This window comes from Nocardia exalbida NBRC 100660 (genome assembly GCF_000308575.1).
Lineage (GTDB): Bacteria > Actinomycetota > Actinomycetes > Mycobacteriales > Mycobacteriaceae > Nocardia > Nocardia exalbida.
Genome location: NZ_BAFZ01000161.1, coordinates 1 through 26,396 on the forward strand (window position 1 = coordinate 1; position 26,396 = coordinate 26,396).

Annotated in this window: 17 protein-coding genes; 8 read left to right on the plus strand and 9 right to left on the minus strand. The window is 67.8% G+C overall.

The window, feature by feature from the left end; translation table 11 throughout:
- Positions 1 to 40 precede the first annotated feature (40 nt).
- Entirely contained in the window at positions 41 to 1,150 is a 1,110-nt protein-coding gene (locus tag ON29_RS31390) for an FAD-dependent oxidoreductase (RefSeq protein WP_040871874.1), read from the minus strand.
- A 68-nt stretch (positions 1,151 to 1,218) separates the two neighbouring features.
- On the opposite strand from ON29_RS31390, the gene ON29_RS31395 reads away from it, so the two are divergent.
- The gene (locus ON29_RS31395; RefSeq protein ID WP_040871840.1) at positions 1,219 to 1,899 is read left to right on the plus strand and encodes a TetR/AcrR family transcriptional regulator; all 681 of its coding nucleotides are present in this window, start codon (positions 1,219 to 1,221) and stop codon (positions 1,897 to 1,899) included.
- Between the two features lie 154 nt (positions 1,900 to 2,053).
- On the opposite strand, the gene ON29_RS31400 is transcribed toward ON29_RS31395, so the two are convergent.
- The gene (locus tag ON29_RS31400) at positions 2,054 to 2,605 is read right to left on the minus strand and encodes a dihydrofolate reductase family protein (protein WP_040871841.1); all 552 of its coding nucleotides are present in this window, start codon (positions 2,603 to 2,605) and stop codon (positions 2,054 to 2,056) included.
- A gap of 76 nt (positions 2,606 to 2,681) precedes the next feature.
- The gene (locus tag ON29_RS31405; RefSeq protein ID WP_040871875.1) at positions 2,682 to 4,139 is read right to left on the minus strand and encodes an amidase; all 1,458 of its coding nucleotides are present in this window, start codon (positions 4,137 to 4,139) and stop codon (positions 2,682 to 2,684) included.
- 577 nt (positions 4,140 to 4,716) lie between these two features.
- Here ON29_RS31405 and ON29_RS31410 point away from each other — a divergent pair.
- The 4 genes from ON29_RS31410 (at position 4,717) to ON29_RS31425 (ending at position 13,447) form a co-directional block, all read left to right on the plus strand.
- Positions 4,717 to 9,255, plus strand: a complete 4,539-nt coding sequence (locus tag ON29_RS31410; RefSeq protein ID WP_040871842.1) for a HAMP domain-containing hybrid sensor histidine kinase/response regulator — start codon at positions 4,717 to 4,719, stop codon at positions 9,253 to 9,255.
- Between the two features lie 35 nt (positions 9,256 to 9,290).
- The gene (locus ON29_RS31415; protein WP_217999362.1) at positions 9,291 to 11,633 is read left to right on the plus strand and encodes a SpoIIE family protein phosphatase; all 2,343 of its coding nucleotides are present in this window, start codon (positions 9,291 to 9,293) and stop codon (positions 11,631 to 11,633) included.
- Positions 11,634 to 12,099: 466 nt separating this feature from the next.
- A complete protein-coding gene (locus ON29_RS37900; protein ID WP_083864197.1) occupies positions 12,100 to 12,489 on the plus strand; it encodes a helix-turn-helix domain-containing protein in 390 nt (129 codons plus the stop codon).
- A 115-nt stretch (positions 12,490 to 12,604) separates the two neighbouring features.
- The gene (locus ON29_RS31425; RefSeq protein ID WP_040871843.1) at positions 12,605 to 13,447 is read left to right on the plus strand and encodes a dienelactone hydrolase family protein; all 843 of its coding nucleotides are present in this window, start codon (positions 12,605 to 12,607) and stop codon (positions 13,445 to 13,447) included.
- Between the two features lie 71 nt (positions 13,448 to 13,518).
- Here ON29_RS31425 and ON29_RS31430 read toward each other — a convergent pair whose 3' ends face one another.
- Both ON29_RS31430 and ON29_RS31435 read right to left on the minus strand, forming a co-directional pair.
- On the minus strand, positions 13,519 to 14,634 hold the full coding sequence (locus ON29_RS31430; protein ID WP_040871844.1) for a hypothetical protein: 1,116 nt from the start codon (positions 14,632 to 14,634) through the stop codon (positions 13,519 to 13,521).
- A gap of 289 nt (positions 14,635 to 14,923) precedes the next feature.
- Complete coding sequence (locus ON29_RS31435) at positions 14,924 to 15,301, minus strand: hypothetical protein (protein WP_040871845.1); 378 nt, start codon at positions 15,299 to 15,301, stop codon at positions 14,924 to 14,926.
- Between the two features lie 348 nt (positions 15,302 to 15,649).
- Here ON29_RS31435 and ON29_RS31440 point away from each other — a divergent pair, with 348 nt between their 5' ends.
- Positions 15,650 to 16,822, plus strand: a complete 1,173-nt coding sequence (locus tag ON29_RS31440) for a type III polyketide synthase (protein ID WP_040871846.1) — start codon at positions 15,650 to 15,652, stop codon at positions 16,820 to 16,822.
- A gap of 76 nt (positions 16,823 to 16,898) precedes the next feature.
- Here the strand turns inward: ON29_RS31440 and ON29_RS31445 are convergent, their stop codons facing one another.
- From ON29_RS31445 to ON29_RS31455, 3 genes are read right to left on the minus strand one after another with little or no spacing between them, the layout of a single operon-like run.
- The gene (locus ON29_RS31445) at positions 16,899 to 17,921 is read right to left on the minus strand and encodes an alpha/beta fold hydrolase (protein ID WP_040871847.1); all 1,023 of its coding nucleotides are present in this window, start codon (positions 17,919 to 17,921) and stop codon (positions 16,899 to 16,901) included.
- A 24-nt stretch (positions 17,922 to 17,945) separates the two neighbouring features.
- Positions 17,946 to 18,437 (minus strand): DinB family protein, encoded by a 492-nt coding sequence (locus tag ON29_RS31450; RefSeq protein ID WP_040871848.1) that lies wholly within the window; start codon positions 18,435 to 18,437, stop codon positions 17,946 to 17,948.
- 25 nt (positions 18,438 to 18,462) lie between these two features.
- The gene (locus tag ON29_RS31455) at positions 18,463 to 19,089 is read right to left on the minus strand and encodes a class I SAM-dependent methyltransferase (RefSeq protein WP_040871849.1); all 627 of its coding nucleotides are present in this window, start codon (positions 19,087 to 19,089) and stop codon (positions 18,463 to 18,465) included.
- 88 nt (positions 19,090 to 19,177) lie between these two features.
- On the opposite strand from ON29_RS31455, the gene ON29_RS31460 reads away from it, so the two are divergent.
- Positions 19,178 to 19,759 (plus strand): helix-turn-helix domain-containing protein, encoded by a 582-nt coding sequence (locus ON29_RS31460; protein ID WP_040871850.1) that lies wholly within the window; start codon positions 19,178 to 19,180, stop codon positions 19,757 to 19,759.
- 161 nt (positions 19,760 to 19,920) lie between these two features.
- Here the strand turns inward: ON29_RS31460 and ON29_RS31465 are convergent, their stop codons facing one another.
- Complete coding sequence (locus ON29_RS31465) at positions 19,921 to 20,226, minus strand: hypothetical protein (protein ID WP_040871851.1); 306 nt, start codon at positions 20,224 to 20,226, stop codon at positions 19,921 to 19,923.
- 348 nt (positions 20,227 to 20,574) lie between these two features.
- On the opposite strand from ON29_RS31465, the gene ON29_RS31470 reads away from it, so the two are divergent.
- The gene (locus tag ON29_RS31470) at positions 20,575 to 26,040 is read left to right on the plus strand and encodes an ATP-binding protein (protein ID WP_040871852.1); all 5,466 of its coding nucleotides are present in this window, start codon (positions 20,575 to 20,577) and stop codon (positions 26,038 to 26,040) included.
- Positions 26,041 to 26,396: the final 356 nt, after the last annotated feature.

Below are 26,396 nucleotides of genomic sequence, written 5' to 3' on the forward strand. Positions count from 1 at the left end.
GCTGCCCGGTGGCAGTCGACTTCACGAACCGTGTGACATTTCAGCCGGGTTGGAAGAACGCCAGCACCTTCTGTGCGGCGTCCGGTGACATCAGCAATTCCTGCATGTCCGCGGACATCCGGGCGGCCGCGCTGCTGCGTTCGAACATCTCGCGTTCGTATTCTTCGATGGCGGCGGGAAAGTCGTCCGGGTGCGCGGCCAGCGCGAGGCCGAGCAGGGCGCCGTCGAGCAGCGCCATGTTGGCGCCCTCTCCCACCGGCGGCATCAGGTGCGCGGCATCGCCGAGCAGCGTGACGTCCGGCCTCGACGGCCAGGTCAGACCGGCCGGAAGAGCGGTGATCGACCGCGGCACGACCGTGTCGTCGCAGGCCGCGATCAGCGCGGTGAACCGTGCGTCCCAGCCGGGGAGCAGGTCGATCAGCCGGGCTCTGGCGGCGGCCGGGTCGTCGAACGGGATCCCGCTGGTAGCGAACCAGTCCTCGGCGGTGTTGTAGAAACTCAGGCCGATGCGAACGCGTCCGTCGCCGTTGCGCTGCGCCGCCAGGGATAGTCCGTTGCCGAGCACCCAGTAGTTGCCGCGCCCGACCATCGCCGCGAGGTCGGGGTGCGTGCGGTCGATGTCGGGAATGCCGAGTTCGACGACGTTCTGGCCGATGTGCGCCGGGCGGGCGTCGGTGAGCAGCGCGCGAACCCGGGACTGCGCGCCGTCCGCACCGACCAGCAGGTCATACGTCGCAGTGCTGCCGTCGGCGAAGCGCACCAGGCCGTTGTCGGCAGATTCGAACGCGTATCCCCAGCGCACCATGCCTTCGGGAAGCGAGTCCAGCAGCAGGTTGCGTAGATCGGCGCGGTCGACCTCGGGTCGATCGAGCGGGGCATCGTCGGGGGTGTCCTCCTGGAGCAGCAAGGTGCCGTCCGGGTCGAGAAGACGCATGTCCTGGCCTTCACCACGGGCGATCGCCAGGAACTGGTCGATCAGACCGGCCTCGCGCAGCGCCCGCTGGCCGGAGTGGATGTCGAGCATGCCGCCCTGACCACGCGCGCCGCGTGACGATTCACGTTCATACACGACAGCGTCGATGCCGTTCACGTGCAGCATTCTGGCGAGGGTCAGGCCGCCGAGTCCGGCTCCGACGATGGTGATGGTCATGGTCGCTCCTTCGATACACTGCATTGCCCAATACACTGTATCGAAACGGGCGATGTATTGTCAGCGGCATGCTGGTCTGGGAGAGGCCGGAGCCGCCGGATCGACCGGTGCCTGCTCCGCTGAGCCGGAAGCGGATCGTACGAGCAGCGATCCGACTGGCCGACGCCGACGGCTTGGCGGCGGTGTCGCTACGCAAGGTCGCCGCCGCACTGGACGTGGGGCCGATGCGGCTCTACAGCTACATCGCCACCAAGGACGAATTGCTCGACCTGATGGTCGATGCCGTCTACGCCGAGATCCGGCCGGTCGGAGACGGTTGGCGAGAGGTGCTGCGCTCCGTCGCCGAAACCACCCGACAAGCCGCTCACCAGCATGAATGGTTCGCCGACCTGATCGGTGGACGGCCCCAGCTCGGCCCGCACGCGCTGGCCAGGGGGGAGGCTGTGGTGGCCGCGATGGGCGGCGTCGACGTGGACACCGTCATGCCGGTGGTCGACGCGGTCAATGCATACGTGATCGGCGCTGTGCGCCGGGAGATCACCGAGCGGCGCGCCGAGCGGGCCACCGGGATGGACAAGCGGCAGTGGCAGGCCGCCTTCGGACCCTATCTGGAGCGGACTTTCGCAACAGGCCGCTTCCCCGCGCTCGCCACCGTCGTACGCGATGCCGCCCACCTGGATGCCGACCAAACCTTCCGCACCGGCCTCGAGTTCCTCCTCGACGGCATCCAAGCCCGCATCGCGACCTGACAGCGCGGCCGAGAGACCGAACGAGCGCCTCCTGTCTCGCGCGAGGCGCGTTCGCCAAGCGAGCGATTCGTTGCAGCGGGCGCGCCGACAACCGGACAGGACCGATCCGCGCCGCGTGATCGCGACCACAGCCTTTCGCAGTGCTCGACGGACCTCACTCGACGAGATAGCGCAGCATCACCACGGTGTCGAAGTGCCTCGTCTCGGCCAATCGGAGCCGAATGCGCTTGTCCAGCGCGGGGAACATCGGTGTGCCGCCGCCGAGCGCCACCGGCGAGAGAAACAGCTGGTACTCGTCGATGAGCCCGTGCGGCATCAGCGAGGCCGCCAGGCAGGCGCCACCGACTTCCATCACGCCATCGCCGCCGGCCTTGAGCCTGCGGACCTCCTCGACCGCGTTCTCACTGACCAGCGTGCTGTTCCAGTGCACCTCGGTCAGCGTCCGGGAGAAGACGACCTTCGGCTTCTCCGTCCAGAGCCTGCCGAACTCACGCTCGATGCGCGACGCGTCCTCGGGCAGTTGCGGCCAGTACTCGGCCATCAGCTCGTACAGGCGACGGCCGTGTAGCGAGATCTCGATCTGGCGGTAGCGGTCGTTGTGGAACTGGTGCAGCTCCTCGTCCGGGTTGCTCCAGTCGATGCTGCCGTCGCGGTCGTTGATGTAGCCGTCCAGGGACACGCCGAACCCGTAGATCAATCTCCTCATGACCTGGTAGACCTCCTCGGCGCTCGAAACTCATCGGCGGTCATCGGGACGAACTCGCAGGCCGTGTCCGTCTCTCCTAGGCGAAACCCGGCGGTGGGCTGAATCCGCCGAACTCCTGCTCGATCAACTCCGCGAACCGCAACGTGGTGCGGTCTTCGAGATAGGGGCCGATGATCTGCATGCCGTAGGGCAGCCCTTCGGGTGAACGCCCGATCGGTGCCGCGGTTGACGGTAGCCCGATCAGCGTCGCGATACTCGCCCAAACGAGGTGGTAGTTGTAGGGGTATGTGGTGCCGTCGATCTCGGTCGTGCGGGTGTTCATGTCCGAATGGTCGTGGGGGAAGGCCGGTGTCGGCGTGATCGGGCACAGCACCACGTCGAATTCGTCGAACAGGCGTCGCCACTTGTCGGCGAGGCCGATGCGAACCCGGTCCGCCCTGATCCAGTCGCCGTGGCTGGCCACGAACGCTCGGCCGATGACCGCCTCCGTGGTGTCGGTGTTCGGCGGAATATCGGCGACGGCGGCCTGGAGCGTGCGATAGGTCTCGACCGGCGCGTCCGCGCCGAACTGCGACATCAGCAGTGTCAGGTAGGTGTGCGCCGTCAGGGTGAGGTCGGGCAGCAGCGCGCTGTGCCGGGCGACTGCGGCACCGGCCTTCTCGAGTCCTCGCGCGATGCGGTCGAAACCGTCACGGACGACGGTCGACGTCGGCAACAGCGGATGAGTGTCGACGACCAGCACCCGGAAGTTGTCGAACTCGTCGCTGCGCGGCGGTGGCAGCGCCAGTTGGTATGCGACCGCCTCCACCTCGTCGGGGCCGGCGAGTAGCAGGGTCGCCATCGTCAGGTCGGCGGCGCTGCGCGTCATCGGCCCGACCACGGCGAGGTCTTGCGGAGCCGGCAGCGCGGGCGTGCGAGGTGGCGTGTTTCCGCGACCGGGAAGCAGTGTCCGTGACGGCTTGTGAGCGAAGATGCCGCAAAAATGCGCTGGTACTCGCAGCGATCCGCCGATGTCGGAGCCGAGCGCGAGCGAGACATACCCTGCCGCGAGCGCGGCGGAGGAGCCGCCGGATGACCCGCCGGGCGAGCGCGCCAAGTCCCACGGGTTGTTGGTTGTGCCGTAGATGTCGTTGTAGGACTGCCAGTCGTGCAGAGCCCGCGGCACATTGGTCTTGCCGATGACCACCCCGCCTGCGGCCTTGACCCGTGACACCAGCGCCGCGTCCTCGTCGGGCTGCCAATCCTTCGCGTCGGGGAATCCCCACGTGGTCGGCAGGCCTGCAATGTTGAAGGATTCCTTCACCGCCACCGGAACGCCGAGTAGCGGTGCCTGCTCACCGCGCGCCAGCGCTGCGTCGGCCTGCTTCGCGGCGGCGCGGGCGCGGTCGAAATCCCGCACCACAACGGCGTTGACCTTGTCGTCGAATTTTTCGATCCGCCCGATGGTCAGCTCGAGCAGTTCGGTGGCGGAGATGGTCTTGGCCTGTAGCGCGGCCACCTGTTCACGCAGAGTCGCAAACTCCGGTCCGGGCATGAATGTCTCCTTCGCATCCCCGGGTTTCATGCACGCCCGGTAATTCGTGGCCCAGGTATCAGCCGGGACTCGCTGAACCGAGTGGGAGTCTATCCATGCTCTGCGAATGCTCGAAAGCCATTCCAGCAGAGACTGATTGGTCCAGATAGCAAGCCACACCGGCGGCGCTTCTCACCAGGCCGCAATGTTGAAGTGCCACCAATCAACAGTCCGCTCGCGCCCGCATGCCGTCTCGGGCATCACCGCCACCGTCGTCCAGAACGATTCGAAATATGTCGATTCAACGGAGTGGGCGCGCCCATCACCGAATCGGACAGGATGTCCGGCAAGCGCGCAGCGCAATCTCCACGGTGGAGCAGTACGAGAGCCGGGCCGGACGAGCGGCTCGGTTGAAGGCCGCCGAAGACGGATGGATAGTGTCGCGGACTCGTGTTGGAGGAACGTAGTGTTACCGCCGGGAACCGCCGGCCCAGCCGTGGGTCGGTGACTCGTCGGCCACGGGTATCGGCGAGCGGGGTTCCCACTCGGACCGGCTGGATTTCCAGTTTCGAACCGGTGGACCAGAGCGAGGATGGCAATGACGGACACAGCGGCGGCGACCGTCCACACTGCGCCGAAGCAGGACGCTGCGGCCCCCGACCAAGGCGAGCTGCATCAACTGCTCGCCGGATTGACCGCGGTGCGCGACGGCGATTTCCGGACCAGGCTGCCGACGGACGCCGACGGGTTGCTCGGTGAGATCGCGACGGTGTTCAACGGCATGGTGGACCAGCTGTCACTGTTCACCTCCGAGGTCACCCGCGTCGCGCGCGAGGTCGGCACGGACGGGCGGCTGGGCGGCCAAGCCGAGGTGCCCGGCGTGTCCGGGACCTGGAAGGACCTGACCGATTCGGTGAACGCGATGGCAGGCAACCTGACCAGCCAGGTGCGTGATATCGCTCAGGTCGCGACAGCCGTGGCCCGCGGAGACCTGTCACAGAAGATCGACGTGGACGCGCGCGGGGAGATCCTCGAGCTGAAGAACACGGTCAACACGATGGTCGACCAGCTGTCCGCCTTCGCGGACGAGGTGACGCGGGTCGCCCGCGAGGTGGGCTCGGAGGGCCGGCTGGGCGGCCAGGCCGAGGTGCCAGGCGTCGGCGGCGTGTGGCGCGACCTCACCGCCTCGGTGAACTTCATGGCGGGCAACCTGACAGACCAGGTCCGCAACATCGCCCAGGTGACGACCGCGGTCGCGCGCGGCGATCTGAGCCAGAAGATCACCGTCAGCGCGCGCGGCGAGATTCTGGAGTTGAAGAACACCATCAACACGATGGTCGATCAGCTGTCCTCGTTCGCCGACGAAGTCACCCGTGTGTCCCGCGAGGTGGGCACCGAGGGCATCCTCGGCGGTCAAGCGGACGTCAAGGGCGTCTCGGGCACGTGGCGGGACCTCACCGACTCGGTCAACTTCATGGCGGGCAACCTGACCGCACAGGTGCGGTCGATCGCCCAGGTCGCCACCGCCGTCGCGCGCGGCGACCTGAGCCAGAACATCACGGTGGACGCGCGCGGCGAGATCCTCGAGTTGAAGAACACCATCAACACGATGGTCGACCAGCTCTCCGCGTTCGCCGACGAGGTCACCCGCGTTGCGCGCGAAGTGGGCACCGAGGGCCGGTTGGGTGGCCAGGCCGACGTCAAGGGCGTCTCCGGCACGTGGAAGGACCTCACCGAGTCGGTCAACGTGATGGCCGACAACCTGACGGCGCAGGTGCGGTCGATCGCCGAGGTGACCACGGCGGTCGCCCGCGGCGATCTGACCCAGAAGATCCGGGTCGACGCGCGCGGGGAGATCCTGGAACTCAAGGAAACCATCAACACGATGGTCGACCAGCTCTCCGCGTTCGCCGACGAGGTCACCCGCGTCGCCCGGGAGGTCGGCACCGAGGGCAACCTCGGCGGCCAGGCCACCGTGCGTGGCGTGTCGGGTACCTGGAAGGACCTCACCGACAACGTCAATGTGATGGCCTCGAACCTGACCGGTCAGGTGCGCTCGATCGCCCAGGTCGCCACGGCGGTGGCCCGTGGTGACCTGAGCCAGAAGATCACCGTGGAGGCGAAGGGCGAGGTCGCGGCGCTGGCCGGCGTGATCAACACGATGGTCGATACGTTGTCCGCGTTCGCCGACGAGGTCACCCGCGTCGCGCGCGAGGTCGGCACCGAGGGCATGCTCGGCGGCCAGGCCCGCGTTCCGAACGTGGCGGGAACGTGGAAAGACCTCACCGACAACGTCAACTCCATGGCGAACAACCTGACCAACCAGGTGCGCAACATCGCCCAGGTCACCACCGCGGTCGCGCAGGGAGACCTGACCCGCAAAATCGACGTGGACGCGCGCGGCGAGATCCTCGCGTTGAAAACCACGATCAACACGATGGTCGACCAGCTCTCCGCGTTCGCGGCCGAGGTCACCCGCGTGGCCCGTGAGGTGGGGTCGGAGGGCCGGCTGGGCGGGCAGGCCGAGGTGGAGGGCGTCTCGGGGACCTGGAAGCGGCTGACCGAGAACGTCAACGAGCTGGCCGGCAACCTGACCCGTCAGGTCCGCGCGATCGCCGCGGTCACCAGCGCCGTCGCCGAAGGCGACCTGACCCGCTCCATCACCGTCGAGGCGTCCGGCGAGGTCGCGGAACTGAAAGACAACATCAACTCCATGGTGGAGTCGCTCCGAGAGACCACCAAGGCCAACCAGGATCAGGACTGGTTGAAGACCAACCTCGCTCGCATCTCCGGACTCATGCAGGGCCAGCGCGACCTGCACGTGGTGGCCGAGCTGATCATGGCGGAGCTGGCACCGTTGGTCTCCGCGCAGTTCGGTGCGTTCTATCTGGCCGACGACACGGCCGAGCGGCCGGAGCTGAGGCTGATCGGCTCCTACGGCAGCCCGGAGGAGCCGGGCAGCCGGTCTCGGTTCACCTTCGGTCAGTCGCTGGTCGGGCAGGCGGCGCGCAGCCGCCGCACGATCGCCGTGGACAACGTGCCCGGCGACTACCTCACCATCTCCTCCGGGCTGGGACGGACCGCGCCGGTCAACCTCCTCGTGCTGCCGATCGTGGTGGAGGACCAGGTGCTCGGCGTGATCGAGCTGGGCTCGCTGCACCGCTTCACCCGCATTCACCAGGATTTCCTCGACCAGTTGATGGAGACGGTCGGCGTCAATGTCAACACCATCATCGCCAACGCCCGCACCGACGAACTGCTGGTCGAATCGCAACGCCTGGCCACCGAACTGCAAGCTCGCTCGGAGGAACTGCAGGTGCAGCAGGAGGAGTTGCAGCGGTCCAACGCCGAATTGGAGGAGAAAGCGGCGCTGCTGGCGACCCAGAACCGCGACATCGAGGCCAAGAACCTCGAGATCGAACAGGCGCGCCAAGAGCTGGAGACCCGCGCCCAGCAGCTCGCGCTGGCTTCGAAGTACAAGTCGGAGTTCCTGGCCAACATGAGCCACGAGTTGCGCACGCCGTTGAACAGCTTGCTCATCCTCGCGCAGCTGCTGGCCCAGAACCCGACCCGCAATCTGACGCCCAAGCAGGTCGAATACGCGGGCATCATCCACTCGGCGGGCTCGGACCTGCTTCAGCTCATCAACGACATCCTCGACCTGTCCAAGGTCGAGGCGGGCAAGATGGACGTCACACCCGAAGCCGTACCGTTGCGCAAGCTGCTGGACTACGTGGAGGCCACCTTCCGGCCGATGACCACCCAGAAAAGCCTCGGCTTCCACGTCACCACCGCACCCGGCCTGCCCGCGGATCTGCTCACCGACGACTCGCGGTTGCGGCAGGTGTTGAGCAACCTGCTGTCCAACGCGGTGAAGTTCACCGAGAGCGGGTCCGTGGAGCTGAGGATCGAGCCGGCGGGGACGGCTGAACTGCCCGTCGCCGCGCGGCGGCACGGTCCGGCCCTCGCCTTCCGGGTGATCGATACCGGCATCGGCATCACCGAAAATCAGCTGGAAACCATTTTCGGCGCGTTCCAGCAGGCCGACGGCACCACCAGCCGCAAGTACGGTGGCACCGGCCTCGGCCTGTCGATCAGCCGTGAGATCGCCTACCTGCTCGGTGGCGCGATCACCGCCGAGAGCACCCCCGGTAAAGGCAGCACGTTCACTCTGTATCTGCCTGTCGCCCGACCGGACTTCCAGGAGGTGTCACACCCGGAGAGGGAGGATACGCAGCAGGCCGGTAGCCACCCCGAAGACACCCCCGCTCCCGAAGCACCGCAGCAGCACCGCAGACTGCTGGTCGTGGAGGAACGCCCGCAGGGACTGTTGTCCCTGGTCGCGCAGAGCGCGGTGGCCGACCTCGCCGACAGCAACGATCCACGCGGCCCGGTCCAGGTCGTCACCGCCATCGGTGTGCAAGAAGCGGCGTCGGCGATGGCCGCCGAGGTGTTCCACTGCGTGGTGCTCGAGCTGGACATGCCCGATAGCGCCGCGCTGCGGCTGCTGGAGACGATGGACGGGGACCTGGCGATGAGCAACGTCCCGGTGCTCGCTCACAACAACCGTCGACTCGACTCCGAGCAGGAGCGCCTACTGCAGGAGCGCACCGTGCGCCGGCCGTTGGAGTTGCTGTCCAGTCTGGACGAACTGCGGGAACGGATCGCTCTGCACGTCACCGCCGAGGCGCCCGGCGACGTGCTGCCTCTCGTCCGTGGCGAGGAGTCGCCGATCGCCGCGCCGCAGCGGCCGGACGGCAAGCTCGCCGGTCGCACGGTGCTGATCGTCGACGACGACGCCCGTAATCTGTTCGCGCTCAGCAGCATTCTCGAGCTGCACGGCGTCACCGTGCTGCACGCCGAGAACGGGCGCGAGGGTATCGACATGCTCCTCGCGCACTCGGAGACGAATCTGGTCCTGATGGACGTGATGATGCCCGAGATGGACGGCTACGCCGCGACGGCCAAGATCCGTCAGATTCCGCAGTATCGAGACCTGCCGATCATCGCCGTGACGGCCAAGGCCATGCTGGGCGACCGGGAGAAGAGCCTCGCCTCCGGCGCCAACGACTACGTCACCAAGCCGGTCGACGCCGACGCCTTGCTCGCATGCATCCACCAATGGCTGGGCGCCTGATGACCGACTCGGACGCCACCGGCGCAGCAACCGCGATGACACCGAACGCAGACTCGGCCGCGGAGCCCACCGTCACCCGCCTCGCGGCCACCGTGGAGCGGTTGCGTACGGAGATTCAGCGCGCTCAGGCCACCGCCGACGGTCGAGCGCTGATCGAGATGGCGAAGGGCGTGCTGGTCGAGCGGCTACGGTGTGGGCCCGCCGCGGCGGCGCGGCAGCTCGACGCCCTGGCCGAGCAAGCGGGTGTCACCTCGTTGGAGGTGGCCGTCGATCTGGTCAACCAAGCCGCGCAAGACAAAGTCAGCGCGGTGGTGGACGAGTTCCTGCTGCGTACCGCGACAGCGGAGAAGTCCTCGGCGGCTGTGCGATTGCGTACCGCGGAGAGCGGGTTGCTCGCGGCGGGCGACACCCAACACGTCGCGCAATCGGTGCTCGAACACGCCTTGGCCCCGCTGGGTGCCACGGCAGTGGCTATCTGGTCGGCGGGCCTCGACGCATCGCTGTCCCTGGCCGGTTTCGCCGGCATCGACCTACCAGAGGCCGAGCGGTGGCGGTACGTGCCACCCGGGGTGGTGACCCCGGCGCGGCTGGCGCTGGTCGAACGCCGGGCGCAGTGGATCGAGGATCTTCGTGTATCGGGGATTCCGTCGATAGGTGACCGCGACGGCGGCCGGGCAGCGATCCCCGCCGGCACCGGCGGCAAGTTGATCGGCGTGCTGGAGGTGTGCTGGCCGCAGCCCCTCGAACCGCAGCCGCCTGGAGTACACCGGCAACTCGAGGCGCTGGCAGAGCTGTGCGCGCACACTCTGGAGTCGGACCTGTCCACCGCGGGTTCGCCGGTCCTGCCCGACGTCGCCGATCTCGTACTATTGGCCGACAGCCTGTTCGACCCGGCCCTGGTGCTGCTACCTCACCTCGACGGCGACGGCGCGCTCGCCGACTTCCGTATCCACCACGTCAACAGGTGCTTCATCGACCCGGCCGGCCGCCCACGCGGCCTGATCGACGGCACATTGCTGCTCGAGGTGTACCCGATGGCCGCGGGCGGGGGCCAGTTGTTCGAGCGGATCGAGCACGTCTTCGCTACCGGTGAGACCTACCGCGCCGAGCGGGTGATGTTGACCGAATTGGTCGGCCAGGTACCGCTGACCGTCCCGGTCGCGCTCAGCATCAGCCGTCACAGGGATGCCGTGCTCGTGGTGTGGCGCGTGGAGGACGAGACGGCGCGGCTGGCGGCGCTGCTGCAACACGCTCAGCGCCTAGGACGTGTCGGCGGGTTCGAGGAGAACGCGGCCACCGGCGAAATCACCTGGAGCAGCCAGCTGTACGCCCTCTACGGCCTGGAGCCTGCCGCCGACCCGATCCCGGTCGCGCAGCTGCCGAGTCACGTCCACGACGACGACTCGGAAGCGGTACGGGGATTCCTGCGAACCCTGCTGCGCTACCGTCGCTCGGCCTCCACGGCGTTCCGTCTGATCCGGCCGAACGGCGACGCCCGTCATATTCGGATCATCGCCGAACCGGTGGTCGACACGGCGGGACACCTGCTCGCCATCCGTGGCGCCTACCAGGACATCTCCGCCCAGCACTGGACCGAGGTCGCGCTGTCGGCCACCCAAGACCGCCTCGCGCACAGCGAACAGCAGGCCGCCGAACAGAGCAGGCTGGCGCTGCAACTCCAGCAGGCGATCATGCCCGCTGCGCAGCCGTCCATCGAGGCGTTCGGTCTGCGCATCGCGGTGCGCTACCAGCCCGCCGACCAGGACTATGTGGTGGGCGGCGACTGGTACGACGCGGTGACGCTGCCGTCCAAGCAGATCCTGGTGTCGGTCGGCGACATCACCGGCCACGGCATCAAGGCGGCCACCGGCATGGTCGTACTGCGCAACGCTCTGCGCGGCCTCGCGGCCACCGGCGCCAAGCCGGGGCAGATGCTGACCTGGTTGAACCTGGTGGCACATCACCTGACCGACGACATCTACGCCACCGCCATCTGCGGCCTCTACGACCCCCAGACTCGGATACTGCGATGGGCTCGTGCGGGTCACCTGCCGCCGGTGCTGGTGCGCGCCGGACGGGCGTCCGCCCTGCCTCCCCCTGACGGGATGCTGCTCGGCGCTGTGGCGGAGACGACGTACGAGGAAGCCGAACTCCAGCTGGAGCCGGACGACATCTTCCTGCTCTACACCGATGGGCTGATCGAGCGCCGCGACCGGCTCTTGGACGACTGTGTGGAGCGGTTGCTCGCCATGTCTGCCCAGTTCGCCGGAAGCCTGGAAGACCGCCTGGACCATCTGCTCGATCACAGTGACGCCAACACCGACGACGACACCTGCGTGGTGGGCATTCAAGTGGGACCGGGCGACGGCACCGGGTGAGCGGCCGGTCAGCGGCGGCGGGTGTACGACACTCCCAGAAAATCTATCGTGGCGATAGTAGACATTCACCGTAGGTGCGGGTAATTTCTGTGGGGCGAACGAAGAAGTAAGTCTCGAGTGGCACGGGAGATGACGAACTGCCCGTGAAGGTGAAGACGGCGGGCGCGGCTGCGGGACTGTGACATTCGGCAGTCCCGCCGCCCGCCGGGCATTCAAGGTGAGATGCACGAAGAAATGAAGTACCCGTGAACAGAAAGGAGGAGTTGCCTACCGTCGCGTCGCCCACCGGCGTGTGTAGCTCGGGCGGCGACCGAAGCTCGGATACTTGTCGGAAGATGGTTAGTAATTCCCCTTAGTGCCCCGGTGCCATCAGGCACCGGGGCACTCGTCGCATGGAGGCACCACGATTTCTGAACCCACGACCGCGAACGAGAAGTTCGACGACGAGGACTACCCCGCCTACACGATGGGCCGCGCCGCGGACCTGCTCGGCACGACCCAGGCGTTCCTGCGCAGCCTGGACGAGGCGAAACTGATCACCCCGCAGCGATCCGCCGGTGGGCACCGCCGCTACTCCCGCTATCAGCTGCGCATCGCCGCGCGCGCCCGCGAACTCGTCGATCAGGGCACACCGCTCGAGTCGGCCTGCCGGATCATCATCCTCGAAGACCAGCTCACCGAAGCCCTGGAACGTAACGCGGCATCGAACCAGGACCGCGACGGACGCTTCGAACCGGAGACTGCACGATCAACAGCAGGCGCAAGCCTCGGGGACGCCGGCCCATCGCCACTGTCCAATGCCACGACAGTGGATATCGGCTCAGCACCGGCACACTCCCGCCCGCGCTGTCGATGACGAACTGCTCACGCTGATGCCTCGGTCGATGCGGAGCGTCGCGGGAACATTCGTCCTATAACCGGCGACGTCGGCCGGTCGATAGTGATGGTCCACTTTCGAGGAGGACCCCACCATGGCCGATGACACTCTCGACGACTTCCAGCGCGATGCCTTCACCTACGAAGGCAAGACCCGCACCCTGTTCCGCAAGGGCGCCGGACCCGCCGTGATCGTCATGGCGGAATTTCCCGGCATCTCGCCGCACGTCTTCGACTTCGCGCGGCGAGTCGCGGCCATCGGGTGCACGGCGGTCGTTCCGCACCTGTACGGCACTCCCGGCCGAGATCCGAGTCCCGCCGCGCACGGACTCGCCTCGGCGCTGGCGAACGTTGCCGGACAGTTCGGCCCGATCTGCGTCAGCCGAGAGTTCGTCGTGCTCGCGACCGGACGTACCTCGCCGGTCGTGCAGTGGCTGCGAGCGCTGGTCGAGCACGAGCACCACCGCTGCGGCGGACCGGGCGTCGGCTCGGTCGGAATGTGCTTCACCGGCGGATTCGCACTGGCGATGGCAGTCGACGACCGATTGCTCGCACCTGTACTGTCCCAGCCCGGACTGCCCCTCGGACTCACCTCCCGGCAGAAGTACTCCATCGACCTGTCCCCCGCCGACCTGGCCCGCGTCAAAGAGCGCTGCGCGGACGGATTGCCGGTCATGGGGTTGCGATTCCGCGGCGATCGTCGTTCGCCCGCCGAACGGTTCGAATTCCTGCGCGACCAACTCGGCGACGCGTTCACAGCCATCGAACTCGATGACGCCGACGCCAATCCCGATGCCGTGCTGAGCCCGCATTCGGTCCTGACCGAACATCTCATCGATGAACCCGGCCAGCCCACCCAGGCTGCGCTGCACCAGGTCCTGGACTTTCTCGGAGGGCGACTCCTGGCCGATCACCGACCGATCGGCCGGAACCCGTAGCGACGAACGCACCGCGCATGGTGCAGTCTCCGATCGAGGTTCGCCGAGAACATGGCAGCCGCTCGGGCGGGTCAGCCTACCGCCACCTCGGCGGCGTCAGCGGTCGCAACGGTCGCGGCAGCGGCCAACTCGGCCTCCTCGACGGTGCATCGGCCGAGACCGCATGCCGTCGCCACACCGTATGCGGTCCGGCCTGCGGCTGCTTCGAACATGGACAGGCTACGGATACTGTCTTGCGCTCCCTCCGGCGACACGACCCCTGCGATGACGCGCCAGTCCTTGTCCAGCCGGCGCAGCGGCCGGTAGAACGCCGGGTCCACCGGGGCCGGATGAGCACCGTAGGCACAGGGGATGTGCGCGGGCGGCAACGGCACCGCGCGAGCGCGCAGCTCGCGTGCGAGGGCGTTCAAGAGTTCGACCGCAGGCGCGAGATCACGCGGGGCGAGAAGCTCTTTGTGCCGGTAGTCGCCGTAGCAAAGGTGCACGATGGTCTGTGCGCCGATAGCGTGCGTCCGCGCGAGGAAGCCGGCCAACTGTCGTGCGACGAGACGGCCGATCGGCGCCCGCATACCGAACCGCGCCGCTTTCACCAGCGCGAGCTGAGCGATCGGCGACTCCACCTGCCAGGTGATCAGATCACCGTGATCCGCTGTGAGCTGGGCCATTTCGGCCAGCGCGGCCTCGACGAAGACCGGCAGGTTGCGCAGCGCGGGAGTCACCGTGCGAAGGTGACGCAGCGCGCGCCCGAGCGGGAGGCCGTCGGCCACCGCAGCGCCGCCGAACACGAAAAGGGCCAGGTCGAGCGGATTAGGTTGACTGATCTGCAATCTGGTGTCGGCCAGTTCGGGTTGCCTATCACGCAGTGCGCGGAAGGCGGTGACGGCCGCGGCGATGCGATCGACCCGGTCCATCGCCACGTGCCGGGGTTCGAGGACGGCGCCCCGGCGAATGCCGTAGACGCGCATGTCGGCGTAGTCGGCGAAGTCACCGCTGCGCACGACTTCGAAGACGTCGTCGTGTTTCTCCCGCGCGCGCAGGTACTCCACGACCCACGTGGGATCCAGATCCCGTGGAACGCCGGTAAGCCGGTGGCCTCGGCTGCGCTCGACGAACCATTCCAGCACCTCGCGGTCATCGGTCGTCAACGGTGCGGGCAAGCTGCCCACGAAGTGCACGAGTCGCGTCATCGCCTGTCCAACACGTAGTCCTCACAAACGGGCCGGCCGTCCGCTCCCGCGCGCGACCCCGATCCGTCGGTCATCGAGCAGCATAGGTCGATCGATAGCCAAAAGTTCGCCACTGTTGGGAATGCCGCGACAGCGAACTTCCTGTGAGCCGGTACGGCACAACGCCTCTCGAACCCCTGCTCGGCGTCGACCCGATCGCCGCCCCGAGGACCCATGCCGCCCTGATCCGGGCGGCGCCGCGACTACAACCGGCTCGGGTCAGCCGTGCAGGTGGTGACCGTCTCGGCTGTTATCCGACAGGGTACGAGTCGAGCCACCAGACGTCGTGTGTAGTCCAGAGTGAACCGTGCCCGGACACACGCAAGCAGACGTTGTCGTGAAAACTCACCATCAAGCTCCCGTCGTCATCGACGGTGACGTCGTGAACGGTCAGGTTGAGTACATCGGCCAGGCGTAGCAGCCTGAGTTTTTCGTCGTCCTCTTCCCCTGAGCCCAGGACAGCGGGGTCCGGTATCACGGTGAAACTGCTATCGATGTAGAGGCGGACTTCCTGCGGAGATGCTCCGTCACGACCATCGGCGAATGTCACGTACGGCCACGCTTGCCGAATGCCGATTTCAACGACGAAGCGTTCGCGCAGGAGGGCGGGGGCATCGTCGCGGTTCATGACTGATCCTCGGCGGCTGTGAGGTCGATGTACTCCACGGTCCGGGTCGGCTGAATCAGAAAGAGCATCCAGGTCCTGTCTGTCGATGCAATGTGGTCGGTACGACGAGAATCTACGGTCCGTCGCGCGCGGCTACACCCGGGTTTCGAGACTCGGTCGCGGTGTTTGCCCGAATTCGGGCAAGTACGTGTAGATCGTGGACCGCGAGACGCTGAGCAGGCGAGCTACCGAGGAGAAGTTCCTCGGGGGTGGAAATTCGCACCCCTGGGTGGGTAGTTGCCGCATATTTGCTCTCCGATGATTGGAGGGCACATCGCCGAAGCGTTCAAGTGAGGAAGATCGGGCTCTATGACATCTGCTCTCGACCAGGCACTTCTCACCCGCACTGCCGCGCAAGCGCGCGAGAACATCCGTATGTCGGCGCCACCGACGACGACCGTACCCGTCATCGAAGCGATTGCGACCGGTTCGCCCAGCCTGGTCCTAGACCAATCCCTCGCGGCGGAGTCGATGGCTGGGCAGTTCACCGATCAGCAGCAGCAGGACCGGACCAGACGCATCTTTCGCAAGACCATGATCGACACCCGGAGATTCGCGGTCGACCCGCTGGATGCCCGCATCCACGCACCCAGTGGTGAAGCAGCGACGATCCAGGACCGTATGCGCCTGTTCTACCGCCATGCCGTTCCACTGGCGGTCGATGTGGCGCGGCGCGCGCTCGACGGTGTCGACCCGGCCGACGTCGGACTTCTCGTCTTCGCCACGAGCACCGGCCTCATCGCGCCCGGCGTTGACGTCGCGGTCGTCGAAGACCTCGGACTGCCTCGGTCGGTCGCTCGCCTGGTGGTCAACTTCATGGGCTGCGCGGCAGCGATGAACGGAATTCGCGCCGCCTCGGACTTCGTCCGGGCCAACCCGCACAAGAAGGCGATGGTCTTGTGCATCGAGCTCCACTCGGTGCATGCCGTCCCCGCCGAAGACGCCAACGACGCGGTGAGCGGCAGCCTGTTCGGGGACGGCTGCGGCGCGGTCGTCATCGGGGCGCACCGAGGCGACGAGCGGACCGAAGCCGGGACGATCGTCATCCGGGACCAATTCACTCATCTGTTCGAGGCCACCGAGGACGGCATCGCGGTCGCCGTCAACAACGACGGCATCACGTGTGAGCTGTCGAAGAACGTACCCCGGTACATCTACAACGGCGTTGCTCCCGTCGTCGGAGACGTTCTGCGCCGCAATGGATTGCGGCAGTCGGACATCGATGTGTGGGCAATCCACCCGGGCGGGCCGAAGATCTTGCTCGAATCCGCGCGATCGCTCGGCCTCCCGCCGGAAGCCTCGTCGGCGAGCTGGAAGGTTCTCGGTGAGTACGGAAACATGTCGAGCGTCTCGCTGATTTTCGTGCTCGAACGGATCTCCGCTCAGACCGGGGCCGACAAGCCGATCTCGGCAGGCATCGCGTTCTCGTTCGCGCCGGGGATCACGATCGAAGGATTCGTCTTCGACCTCGTTCGCCGGTGATCGTGCTGTCCGGCGGCCATCCATCGAAGGCACGGGGTGCTGTGTCCGGCACCCCGAGCCGGCGGTGGCGATGTCGTCAGTCGAGGAAGCGCTGCAGTTCCGCGGTGACGAACTCCGGGTTCTCCTCGACGAGCCAATGTCCCGCCCGCGGCACATCCACCGCTCGCACGATATTGGTCAGGCGCGGGGACACTGTCGCTCGGACCGCATCGAGTTGCCCTTGGGCGGTCATGAGAAGGGTGGGGACATGCGTCGGTGCTGCCGCCATGGTGTCGCGGACGTCTTCGTCGAGGGCTCGATACAGCTCGAAGCCACCCGACAGAGCCGCGGGTCTGCTGTAAGTACGTGCGAATTCGTCGATCTCGGCATCGGTGAAGGGGGCTCGCTCGGATGTGCCGCCGAATGCCGTTCCCTCGAAGGAGACTTGGGGGTAGAAGAGGGCCAGATACTCGCGGACGTCGTCGCCGACCACCGTTTCCGGGACCCTCCGCTGGGCGTGGAAGGCGAGATGCCAGCTCAGTGAGCGGTATGTGGGCGCATCGATCGCGGGTCCCGGCAGCGGCAGGTCGAGGTAGCCGAGGCGTGCGGTGTCGGCGGGGAATTGCGTGGCGTACTGGAAGGCGACGGCGGCGCCGAAGTCATGGCCGATGACGCGGGCGTCGCGCACCCCGAGCCGGTCGGCGATGAGGGTGTGGATATATCGCGCGAGGGTGGCCTTGTCGTAGCCGGTCGGTGAGCCGGTGCTGTCGCCGAGTCCGGGGAGGTCGACGGCGTAGACGGTGTGGTGTTCGGCGAGTGCGGGCATGATGGGCCACCAGCCGTACCAGGTCTGTGGCCAGCCGTGGATGAGGATGACCGGCGTACCGCTACCGCCCGTCACATAGTGCATGCCGACTCCGTCGGCCTCGGCGAATTCGTGCCGGAAAGTGTCCTCGAACGCGGGGTCGCCGTGGGTGGCGGCAGCGTAGGGGGCGACGTCGGGGTCGGTCGTGACGCAGGCTGCCGCGCCCATCGTCATCCCGAGGGTGAGCGCGACGGTAGCGATCGCGCGCGCGGATCGGAGGAGGCAGTGCCTCGGCCACGGGGTCGCGGTGATCATGTGTTCCTTTTCCTGGAGAAGACGTCAGCGGCCGGTCGTTCCGTCGATCAGTTCGCGGAGAATGTCCGCGTGGCCCGCGTGGCGGCCGGTCTCCTCGATCATGTGGGTGAGTGCCCAGCGGAGGGTAGGAGCGGGACGGTCCGGTCGCGACCGTGGGACGGGTGCGCCGAGATCGGTGCATTCGTCGAGGATCTCGTTCGCACGCTCGACCGTGTCCCGGTAGCGGGCGACGACATCGGCCACGCTGTCGGCCGGTGCGGCCTGGAACGTCGCCTGCCAATCGGTGACCTCGTCCCCGAGGAACATGGAGCGCTCGACGACGGTCAGGTGATTCAGCAGGCCGAGCAGGTTCGTGCCCGACGGCACGGCGGCTGTTCGCACCCGTGGTTCGGGGGCGCCGTCGACCTTCGCTGCGATCGCGGCCCGCAGGTAGTCGAGGAATCCGCGCAGGATCTCGGCTTCGCTGCCTCCGGTCCGGGGCGGCGGGGTGTCGTGGCGTCGCGCGGTGGTTGGCACGCTGGTCTCCTTCGTTGGATGCGGGTCAGGCGGTGCGGCGAATGAGCAGGACGTGATCGGTGACCTCCGCAGTGCGCCCGTCCGGTCCGGTCGCGCTTCGCCGCGGTGCGTCGGCCCGCTCGACTCTCCAGCTCGCCCGGTCCAGCCCGATTCCCGCGGCGACCTCGTGCGGGGTCGGATACCGGAGGTCAGGCTCCTGGTTCCATGACCATGGCGCGGTCGAGCCGTGGTCGACCACCAGCAGCCGGCCGCCCGGACGCAGCGCGTGCGCGCCTGCGCGCAGGACGGTTGCCCGATCCAGGTCGAACGGGGTGTGCAGGTAGTGGGCGCAGATCAGGTCGAACGCGCCCCGCGGGAAGGACTCGCGCAGGTCATGCCGCTCGGCGGCGACGCGATCGCCCAGGTCGTGCGAGCACGCGAGGCCGATGAGTCGCTCGACCGCGACGGCCGAGATGTCTACGGCGGTGACGTGCCATCCGCGACGGGCCAGCCACAGTGCGTCGCCGCCTTCACCACATCCGAGGTCCAATGCGTCGCCGGGTGACAGACACGAGACCGTCTCGGCGAGAAGATCGTTCGGCCGGGGGTCGGCGGCCGCGGGCAGGTCGGCGTAGAGGCCGTTCCAGAACGTGACGGCGTCGGTGGTGCTCATTCGAGACTCCTTCTGTCGGAACACGTTCAGTCTCGGTAGCCACACCACGCATTGGCACGCACTCTTGCCGTTTCGGCAAGATGAGCTGATGGACCGCGAAACAAACGACGTGCTCGACGCGGTGGGGCCTCGGCTGCGCGCGTTGCGGCGCGACCGCGGAATCACCCTCGCCGATCTCGCCACGACGACCGGCGTATCGGAGAGCACGCTGTCCCGACTGGAGAGCGGGCAACGCCGGGCAACCCTCGAGTTACTGCTGCCGCTCGCTCGTACCTACAACGTTCCGCTCGACGACCTCGTCGGCGCCCCGCGCACCGGCGATCCCCGGATACACCTGAAACCGATCCGGCGTTTCGGGATGGTCTTCGTGCCGCTGTCGCGACGGCCGGGCGGAGTCCACGCGTTCAAGATGATCATCCCCGCGCGACCGGAACCGCTGGAACCGACACCGCAGACGCACGAAGGCTTCGAATGGCTGTATGTGCTCAACGGCCGCTTGCGGCTCGTGCTCGGCGAGCGCGACCTGACGCTGCCACCCGGTGAGGCGGCCGAATTCGATACTTCCTTGCCGCATTGGCTGGGCAGCGCCGACGGCGGAGCGGTCGAGCTTCTCATCCTGTTCGGTCTGCAAGGGGTGCGATCACATGTACGCGCCGACCCCGACCGGTGAACTCGACCACTTCTTTCGCCGGGGCACGAACACTCCGAGCGCACTCGACCATGCGCCGGATCGGCTCTCGGTAGTGGTCAACGGGCCAGCCCAGCCGGGTAGCAGAAAGCGAATGGGCCTTGCCGGAAGCGGCAAGGCCCATTGGCCGAGCAGTCGACCGGCTATTGCATCGGCGCGGGTCCGCATTCCTTGCCCATCACGTCGGGCAGGTGCGCCCATCCGGACGAGCAGCTCACGATCTCGCCGCCGTTCACCCGGAACGGCTGCGTGATCTCTCCGCTCATCGGTGCACCGTCGGACGCCGTGCAGTCCAGAGCGGTCACCCTGCCCTCCCACACCGGCGAATGGGACGAACAGTTGTAGCTCCACATCTCCTGCGCGGAGACGGTGGGCGGACAGAACAACAGGGCCGCCGCCGCGGCGAAGAACGGGGGAAGACCCAGACGAACGAGGCGTGTGGCTTTCATGACGATCTCCTTGTCCTGGTTCCGTGCGATCTGAATCGGTAACCGTCCCGGACGGGCCGTCCGAGCGGTATCGAGCAGAAACTGCGTGGTTGCTCAGGAGAGAACGTGCACACTGCGGGAGGAACGCTACGCGGAGCCGGCCAGGCCGGGTGCGGAATGCCGATTGCTGTGATCATCCGGATATGACGGCCGCCCACCGGCGCCTCGAGCGGGCACTTCGAAACTCTACGTGCGGGTAACACCCGCACGCTGTGTAGATATCTGGGATAAAGGTGCACACTACGCGAGACCGGGTGTCGCACACCTCGCCCGACCGGGCCAACGCTTAGGAGAGGAAGGAACCGGCAAGTGTTCAGCCGCATTGCCATCGTGAACCGGGGCGAGGCCGCCATGCGCCTCATCCACGCCGTCCGAGATCTGGCTGCGGAGACCGCGCTGCCGATCGAAACCGTCGCCCTGCACACCGACGTCGACCGCCACGCGACGTTCGTGCGAGAAGCCGACATCGCCTACGACCTCGGCCCGGCATCCGAGCGCCCGTACCTGGACCTGAAGGCGCTCGAGCGTGCGCTGGTGGAGACCGGCGCCGACGCCGCCTGGGTCGGCTGGGGTTTCGTCGCGGAGGATCCGGCGTTCGCGGAGCTGTGCGAACAGATCGGTGTCACCTTCATCGGCCCCAGCCCGGAGGCGATGCGCAAGCTCGGCGACAAGATCGGCGCGAAGCTGATCGCCGAGGAGGTCGGCGTGCCGGTCGCGCCTTGGAGCCGCGGTCCGGTCGAGACCGTCGACGCCGCCTTGGCGTCCGCGGCCGAGATCGGCTACCCGCTGATGCTGAAGGCGACCGCGGGCGGCGGCGGACGCGGTATCCGGGTGATCACCGATGAGGCCGAACTCGTCGACGCCTATGAGCGCACTCGCCAGGAGGCCGCTCGGGCGTTCGGCAGCGGCGTGGTCTTCCTGGAGCGGCTCGTCACCGGCGCTCGGCATGTCGAGGTCCAGGTGATCGCCGACGGCCAGGGAACCGCGTGGGCGCTGGGTGTCCGCGACTGCTCGGTACAGCGGCGCAACCAGAAGATCATCGAGGAGTCGGCGTCACCGGTGCTGAGCCCCGAGCAGGCAGCCGAACTCAAGGCCTCGGCCGAGCGGCTGGCGATCGCGGTCGGTTACCGCGGAGCAGCGACCGTCGAATTCCTCTACCACCCCGGTGACGATCTCTTCGCGTTCCTCGAGGTCAACACCCGCCTGCAGGTCGAGCATCCGATCACGGAATACACCACCGGTTTCGACCTCGTCCGGGCGCAGCTGCTGGTGGCCTCAGGAGGAAGGCTCGAGGGCGAACCCCCGGTCGAGCGCGGGCACGCCATCGAGGCCCGGCTCAACGCCGAGGACCCCGACCGCGATTTCGCCCCCGCCCCGGGCCGCATCGCGCGCCTGAACCTGCCTGCCGGTCCGGGTATCCGCGTCGACACCGGCGTCAGCGAGGGCGACACGATTCCCGCCGACTTCGACTCGATGATCGCCAAGATCATCGCCTACGGCCGTGACCGTGACGAAGCGCTGGGCAGGCTGCGCCGGGCGGTGGCGCAGACCCGGGTGGTCATCGAGGGCGGCGCGACGAACAAGAGCTTCGTGCTCGACCTGCTCAACCAGCCCGAGGTGATCGACGCCAGCGCCGACACCGGCTGGATCGACCGCGTCCGCGGCGAGGGCCGTCTCGTCTCGCATCGCCACTCGGCCGTCGCGCTCGCGACCGCCGCCATCGAGGCCTACGAGGAGGAAGAGCGGGTTCAGCGGCACCGGTTGCTGTCCACCGCCTCCGGTGGGCGTCCGCAGGTACAGCACGAGAGCGGTAGGCCGCTCGATCTGAAACTGCGCGGCGCGACTTACCGCGTGCGCGTCGCGCGCATCGGTGCCCATCGGTTCCGCATCGGCATCGAGGCCTGCGGCGAAATCCGCACGGCCGACGTCGACCTCGAGCGCTTCGATCGGCACACCGGGCAGATCGTGGTCAACGGCGCCCGCTACCGCTTGACCATCGGCACCCACGGGCCGATCCACCTGATCGACGTCGACGGTGTGACGCATCGGATCAGCCGCGACGAAGGCGGTATCGTCCGCTCCCCCGCACCCGCCCTGGTCGTCGCCACGCCGCTGGAGGTCGGCGCCGAGGTCGAGGCGGGCGCGCCGGTGCTCGTGCTGGAGAGCATGAAGATGGAAACGGTGCTGCGCGCGCCGTTCCGCGCTCGCTTGAAGGAGTGCGGCGTCTCCGTCGGCACCCAGGTGGAGACCGGTGCGCCGTTGCTGCGACTGGAGCCGATCGCCGAGGACGACGAGGCCGAGGCCCCCGCGGCGACCGAGTCCGTGGAACTGGACCTGCCCGGCGAGCCCGGGCAGATCGAGCCGCACGAGCGCACCACCCGCGGTCAGCAGGACCTGCGCAGTCTGCTGCTCGGCTTCGACGTCGACCCGCACGACGACCGCCGGGTGCTCGACGAATACCTCACCGCGCGCCGGGCTGCCATCGCGGACAACCGCAGGCCGCTGGCGGAGGAACTCGAGCTGGTGCAGGTCTTCGCCGACCTCGCCGAACTGACCCACAACCGGTCGTGGGACGAGGACGGCGACCAGGGCCATGTCCACAGTGCCCGCGAGTACTTCCACACCTATCTGCAGAGCCTCGACGTCGAGCGGGCCGGGTTGCCCGAGTCCTACCAGGCCAAGCTCGCCCTGGCGCTCGGGCACTACGGGATCACCGATCTGGAGCGCACCCCCGACCTCGAAGCCGCGGTCTTCCGGATCTTCCTCGCCCAGCAACGCCCGTCCGACACCGCCGCGGTCATCACCACACTGCTGCGCGAGTGGCTGCAGGAGCCGGTTCCGGACCGGGCGCTGCGCGAGCCCGTCGGTCTCGTGCTGGAGCGGCTCGTGGCCACGACTCAGGTGCGCTTCCCCGTGATCGCCGATCTCACCCGCGGCCTGGTGTTCGCCTGGTACGGCCAGCCCCTGCTGCGGCGTAATCGCGCCCGCGTGTACACCAACGTCCGCAGGCACCTGCGCCACCTGGACGCGCACCCGAACTCCCCCGATCGCGGCGAGCGCATCTCCGACATGGTGCGCAGCACCGAACCGCTGGTGCGACTGCTCGGCCAGCGACTGGAGCGCGGCTACCCGGACCACACCGTCATGCTGGAGGTGCTGACCCGCCGGTACTACGGCAACAAGGGACTCACCGGCGTGCACACCCACGAGGTGGGCGGCTGCACATTCGTGATCGCCGAGCGAGCGGGCTCGAGCCTGGTGTCCACCGCGGTGAGCTTCGACGCGCTCGACACCGCGCTGCGCGGGCTCACCGAACTGGCCGCTGGCGCCGCGTCCATCGACGCCGACATCTACCTCAGCTGGGAGAAGCAGCCCGGCGACTTCGACGCGATGGCGGCGGCGCTGCACGAGGTCATCGGCACCCACCAGTGGCCGAGCCAGGTGCATCGCATCACCGCAACGGTCGCGGGCAGCGGCGGCGCGGTGATGCACCATCACTTCACCTTCCGCCCGTCGGCCACCGGCATGGCCGAGGAGCGGCTGATCCGCGGCCTGCATCCCTACATCGCGCAGCGGATGCAGCTGGAGCGGCTGCGCAAGTTCGACCTCACCAGGCTGCCGTCCTCGGACGACGACGAGATCTACCTGTTCCGGTGCGTCGCGAAGGAGAACCCGGCCGACGATCGGCTCATCGCGTTCGCGCAGGTGCGTGACCTGGCGGCGTTGCGCGAGCACGACGGCAGGCTGCTCGCGCTGCCCACCGCCGAGAGCACCATCGCCACCTGCGTCGACTCGATCCGCCGGGCACAGTCGCAGCGGCCGTCGGCGAAACGGTTCAACACCAACCGCATCGTGATGTACATCTGGCCGCCGATCGACGTCACCCGGGCCGAGCTGCAGACCATCGGCGGACACGTGCTGCCCACCGCCGCGGGCGCCGGGCTGGAGGAGATCCTGCTCATCGCGCGGCAGCGGGACCCGGGCACCGGCGAGCTGACCAAGATCGCCGTCCGCATTTCGTTCGGCGCCACCGGCAGCACCGAGGTGACCGTCGGCGAGCCCACCGACGAGCCGGTCGAGCCGCTGGACGAGTATCGCCAGAAGGTGCTGCGGGCCAGCAGCCGCAACACCGTGTACCCCTACGAACTGACCGGTCTGCTCGGTGATTTCGCCGAGTACGACCTCGACGAGAACCACAGGCTGGTACCGGTCGACCGGCCCAAGGGACGCAACACCGCGGCCCTCGTCGCGGGCGTGGTCACCACGCCGACCGAGCGGCATCCGCAGGGCGTCACGCGGGTGGCGCTGCTCGGTGATCCGACGAAGTCGCTGGGCGCGCTGTCGGAGCCGGAGTGCCGCCGCGTGATCGCCGCGCTGGACCTCGCCGAACGGATGCAGGTGCCGTTGGAGTGGTACGCGCTGTCCTCCGGCGCGCGGATCTCGATGCGGTCCGGCACGGAGAACATGGACTGGGTGGCGGCGGCGCTCAAGCGCATCGTCGAGTTCACCCAGGACGGCGGCGAGATCAACATCGTGGTGGCGGGCATCAACGTCGGCGCGCAGCCGTACTGGAACGCCGAGGCGACGATGCTCATGCACACCAAGGGCATCCTGGTGATGACGCCGGACTCCGCGATGGTGCTCACCGGCAAGCAGGCGCTCGACTTCTCCGGCGGTGTGTCGGCCGAGGACAACTTCGGCATCGGTGGCTACGACCGGGTGATGGGCCCCAACGGGCAGGCGCAGTACTGGGCGCCGAACCTGACCGCCGCGCGGGACGTGCTCATGTCGCACTACGACCACACCTACGTCGCGCCCGGCGAGCAGGCGCCGCGGCGAGCGCAGACCAGCGACCCCATCGATCGTGATGTCTCCGACTTCCCGCACGTCGCGGCGGACAGCGACTTCACGACCGTCGGCGAGATCTTCTCCGCCGCGAAGAACCGGGACCGCAAGAAGCCGTTCGATATCCGGACCGTGATGCGGGCGCTGTCCGACCAGGACCACCCGGTGCTGGAGCGGTGGGCGGGCATGGCCGACGCCGAGACCGCCGTGGTGCAGGATGCGCATGTCGGTGGCATCCCGGTGTGCCTGCTGGGCATCGAGTCGCGGGGTGTGCCGCGCCGCGGCTTCCCGTCCACCGACGGCCCGGACACCTACACCGCGGGCACGCTGTTCCCACGGTCGTCGAAGAAGGCCGCGCGGGCGATCAACGCGGCCAGTGGTAATCGACCGCTGGTCGTCCTGGCAAACCTGTCCGGCTTCGACGGCTCGCCCGAATCGATGCGGAAGCTGCAGCTCGAGTACGGTGCCGAGATCGGACGCGCGATCGTGAACTTCCGCGGCCCCATCGTGTTCTGCGTGATCTCCCGGTATCACGGCGGCGCGTTCGTGGTGTTCTCGAAGGCGCTGAACCCGAACATGACCGTGCTCGCGCTGGAGGGCTCCTTCGCCTCGGTGCTCGGTGGCGCTCCGGCCGCCGCGGTGGTGTTCGCCGGTGAGGTCGACACCCGCACCGCGGCCGATCCGCGAGTGCGGGACCTGGAAGCGCGCGCCGCGAACGCATCCGGCACCGAGCGCGCGTCCTTGACCGCGGAACTCGACGAGATCCGGTCGTCGGTCCGGACCGAGAAGCTCGCCGATGTGGCCGCGGAATTCGACCGCGTGCACGATATCCGGCGCGCTGTCGAGGTCGGTTCGGTCGACGCCGTCATCCGCGCCTCCGAACTGCGGCCGCGCATCATCGAGGCCATCGAGGCGCGCCTGGCCGGGTGATCCGATCGCCGTGGTTCGTCACGTCCGGCGAGCCCCACCTCCGAGCGGGGGGTGGCTCGCCGGGCGAGCGGCCGAGGCCGATCCACATCTGGCATCAAGAAGTCCACGAGTCCGACCACGCGCCCGCGCGACACTATTGCAGGCGCTGATCGCCGAAGGTATTCCCGCAACGCCCCCTGCTACTCGGCCTGTGAGCGCGTATCGCTACAACGGACGGTTTCCCGTCGCTGTGGCCGGTGGCTTCGCGGAAAGGCGGGCGTCGCGACAGTGTGCACTCGCAAGGTCGGGGCCGATATCATCGATATGCGACCTTTTCACGATGCTGATCCTTCATAGCGAAGGCGATCCATCCGTGT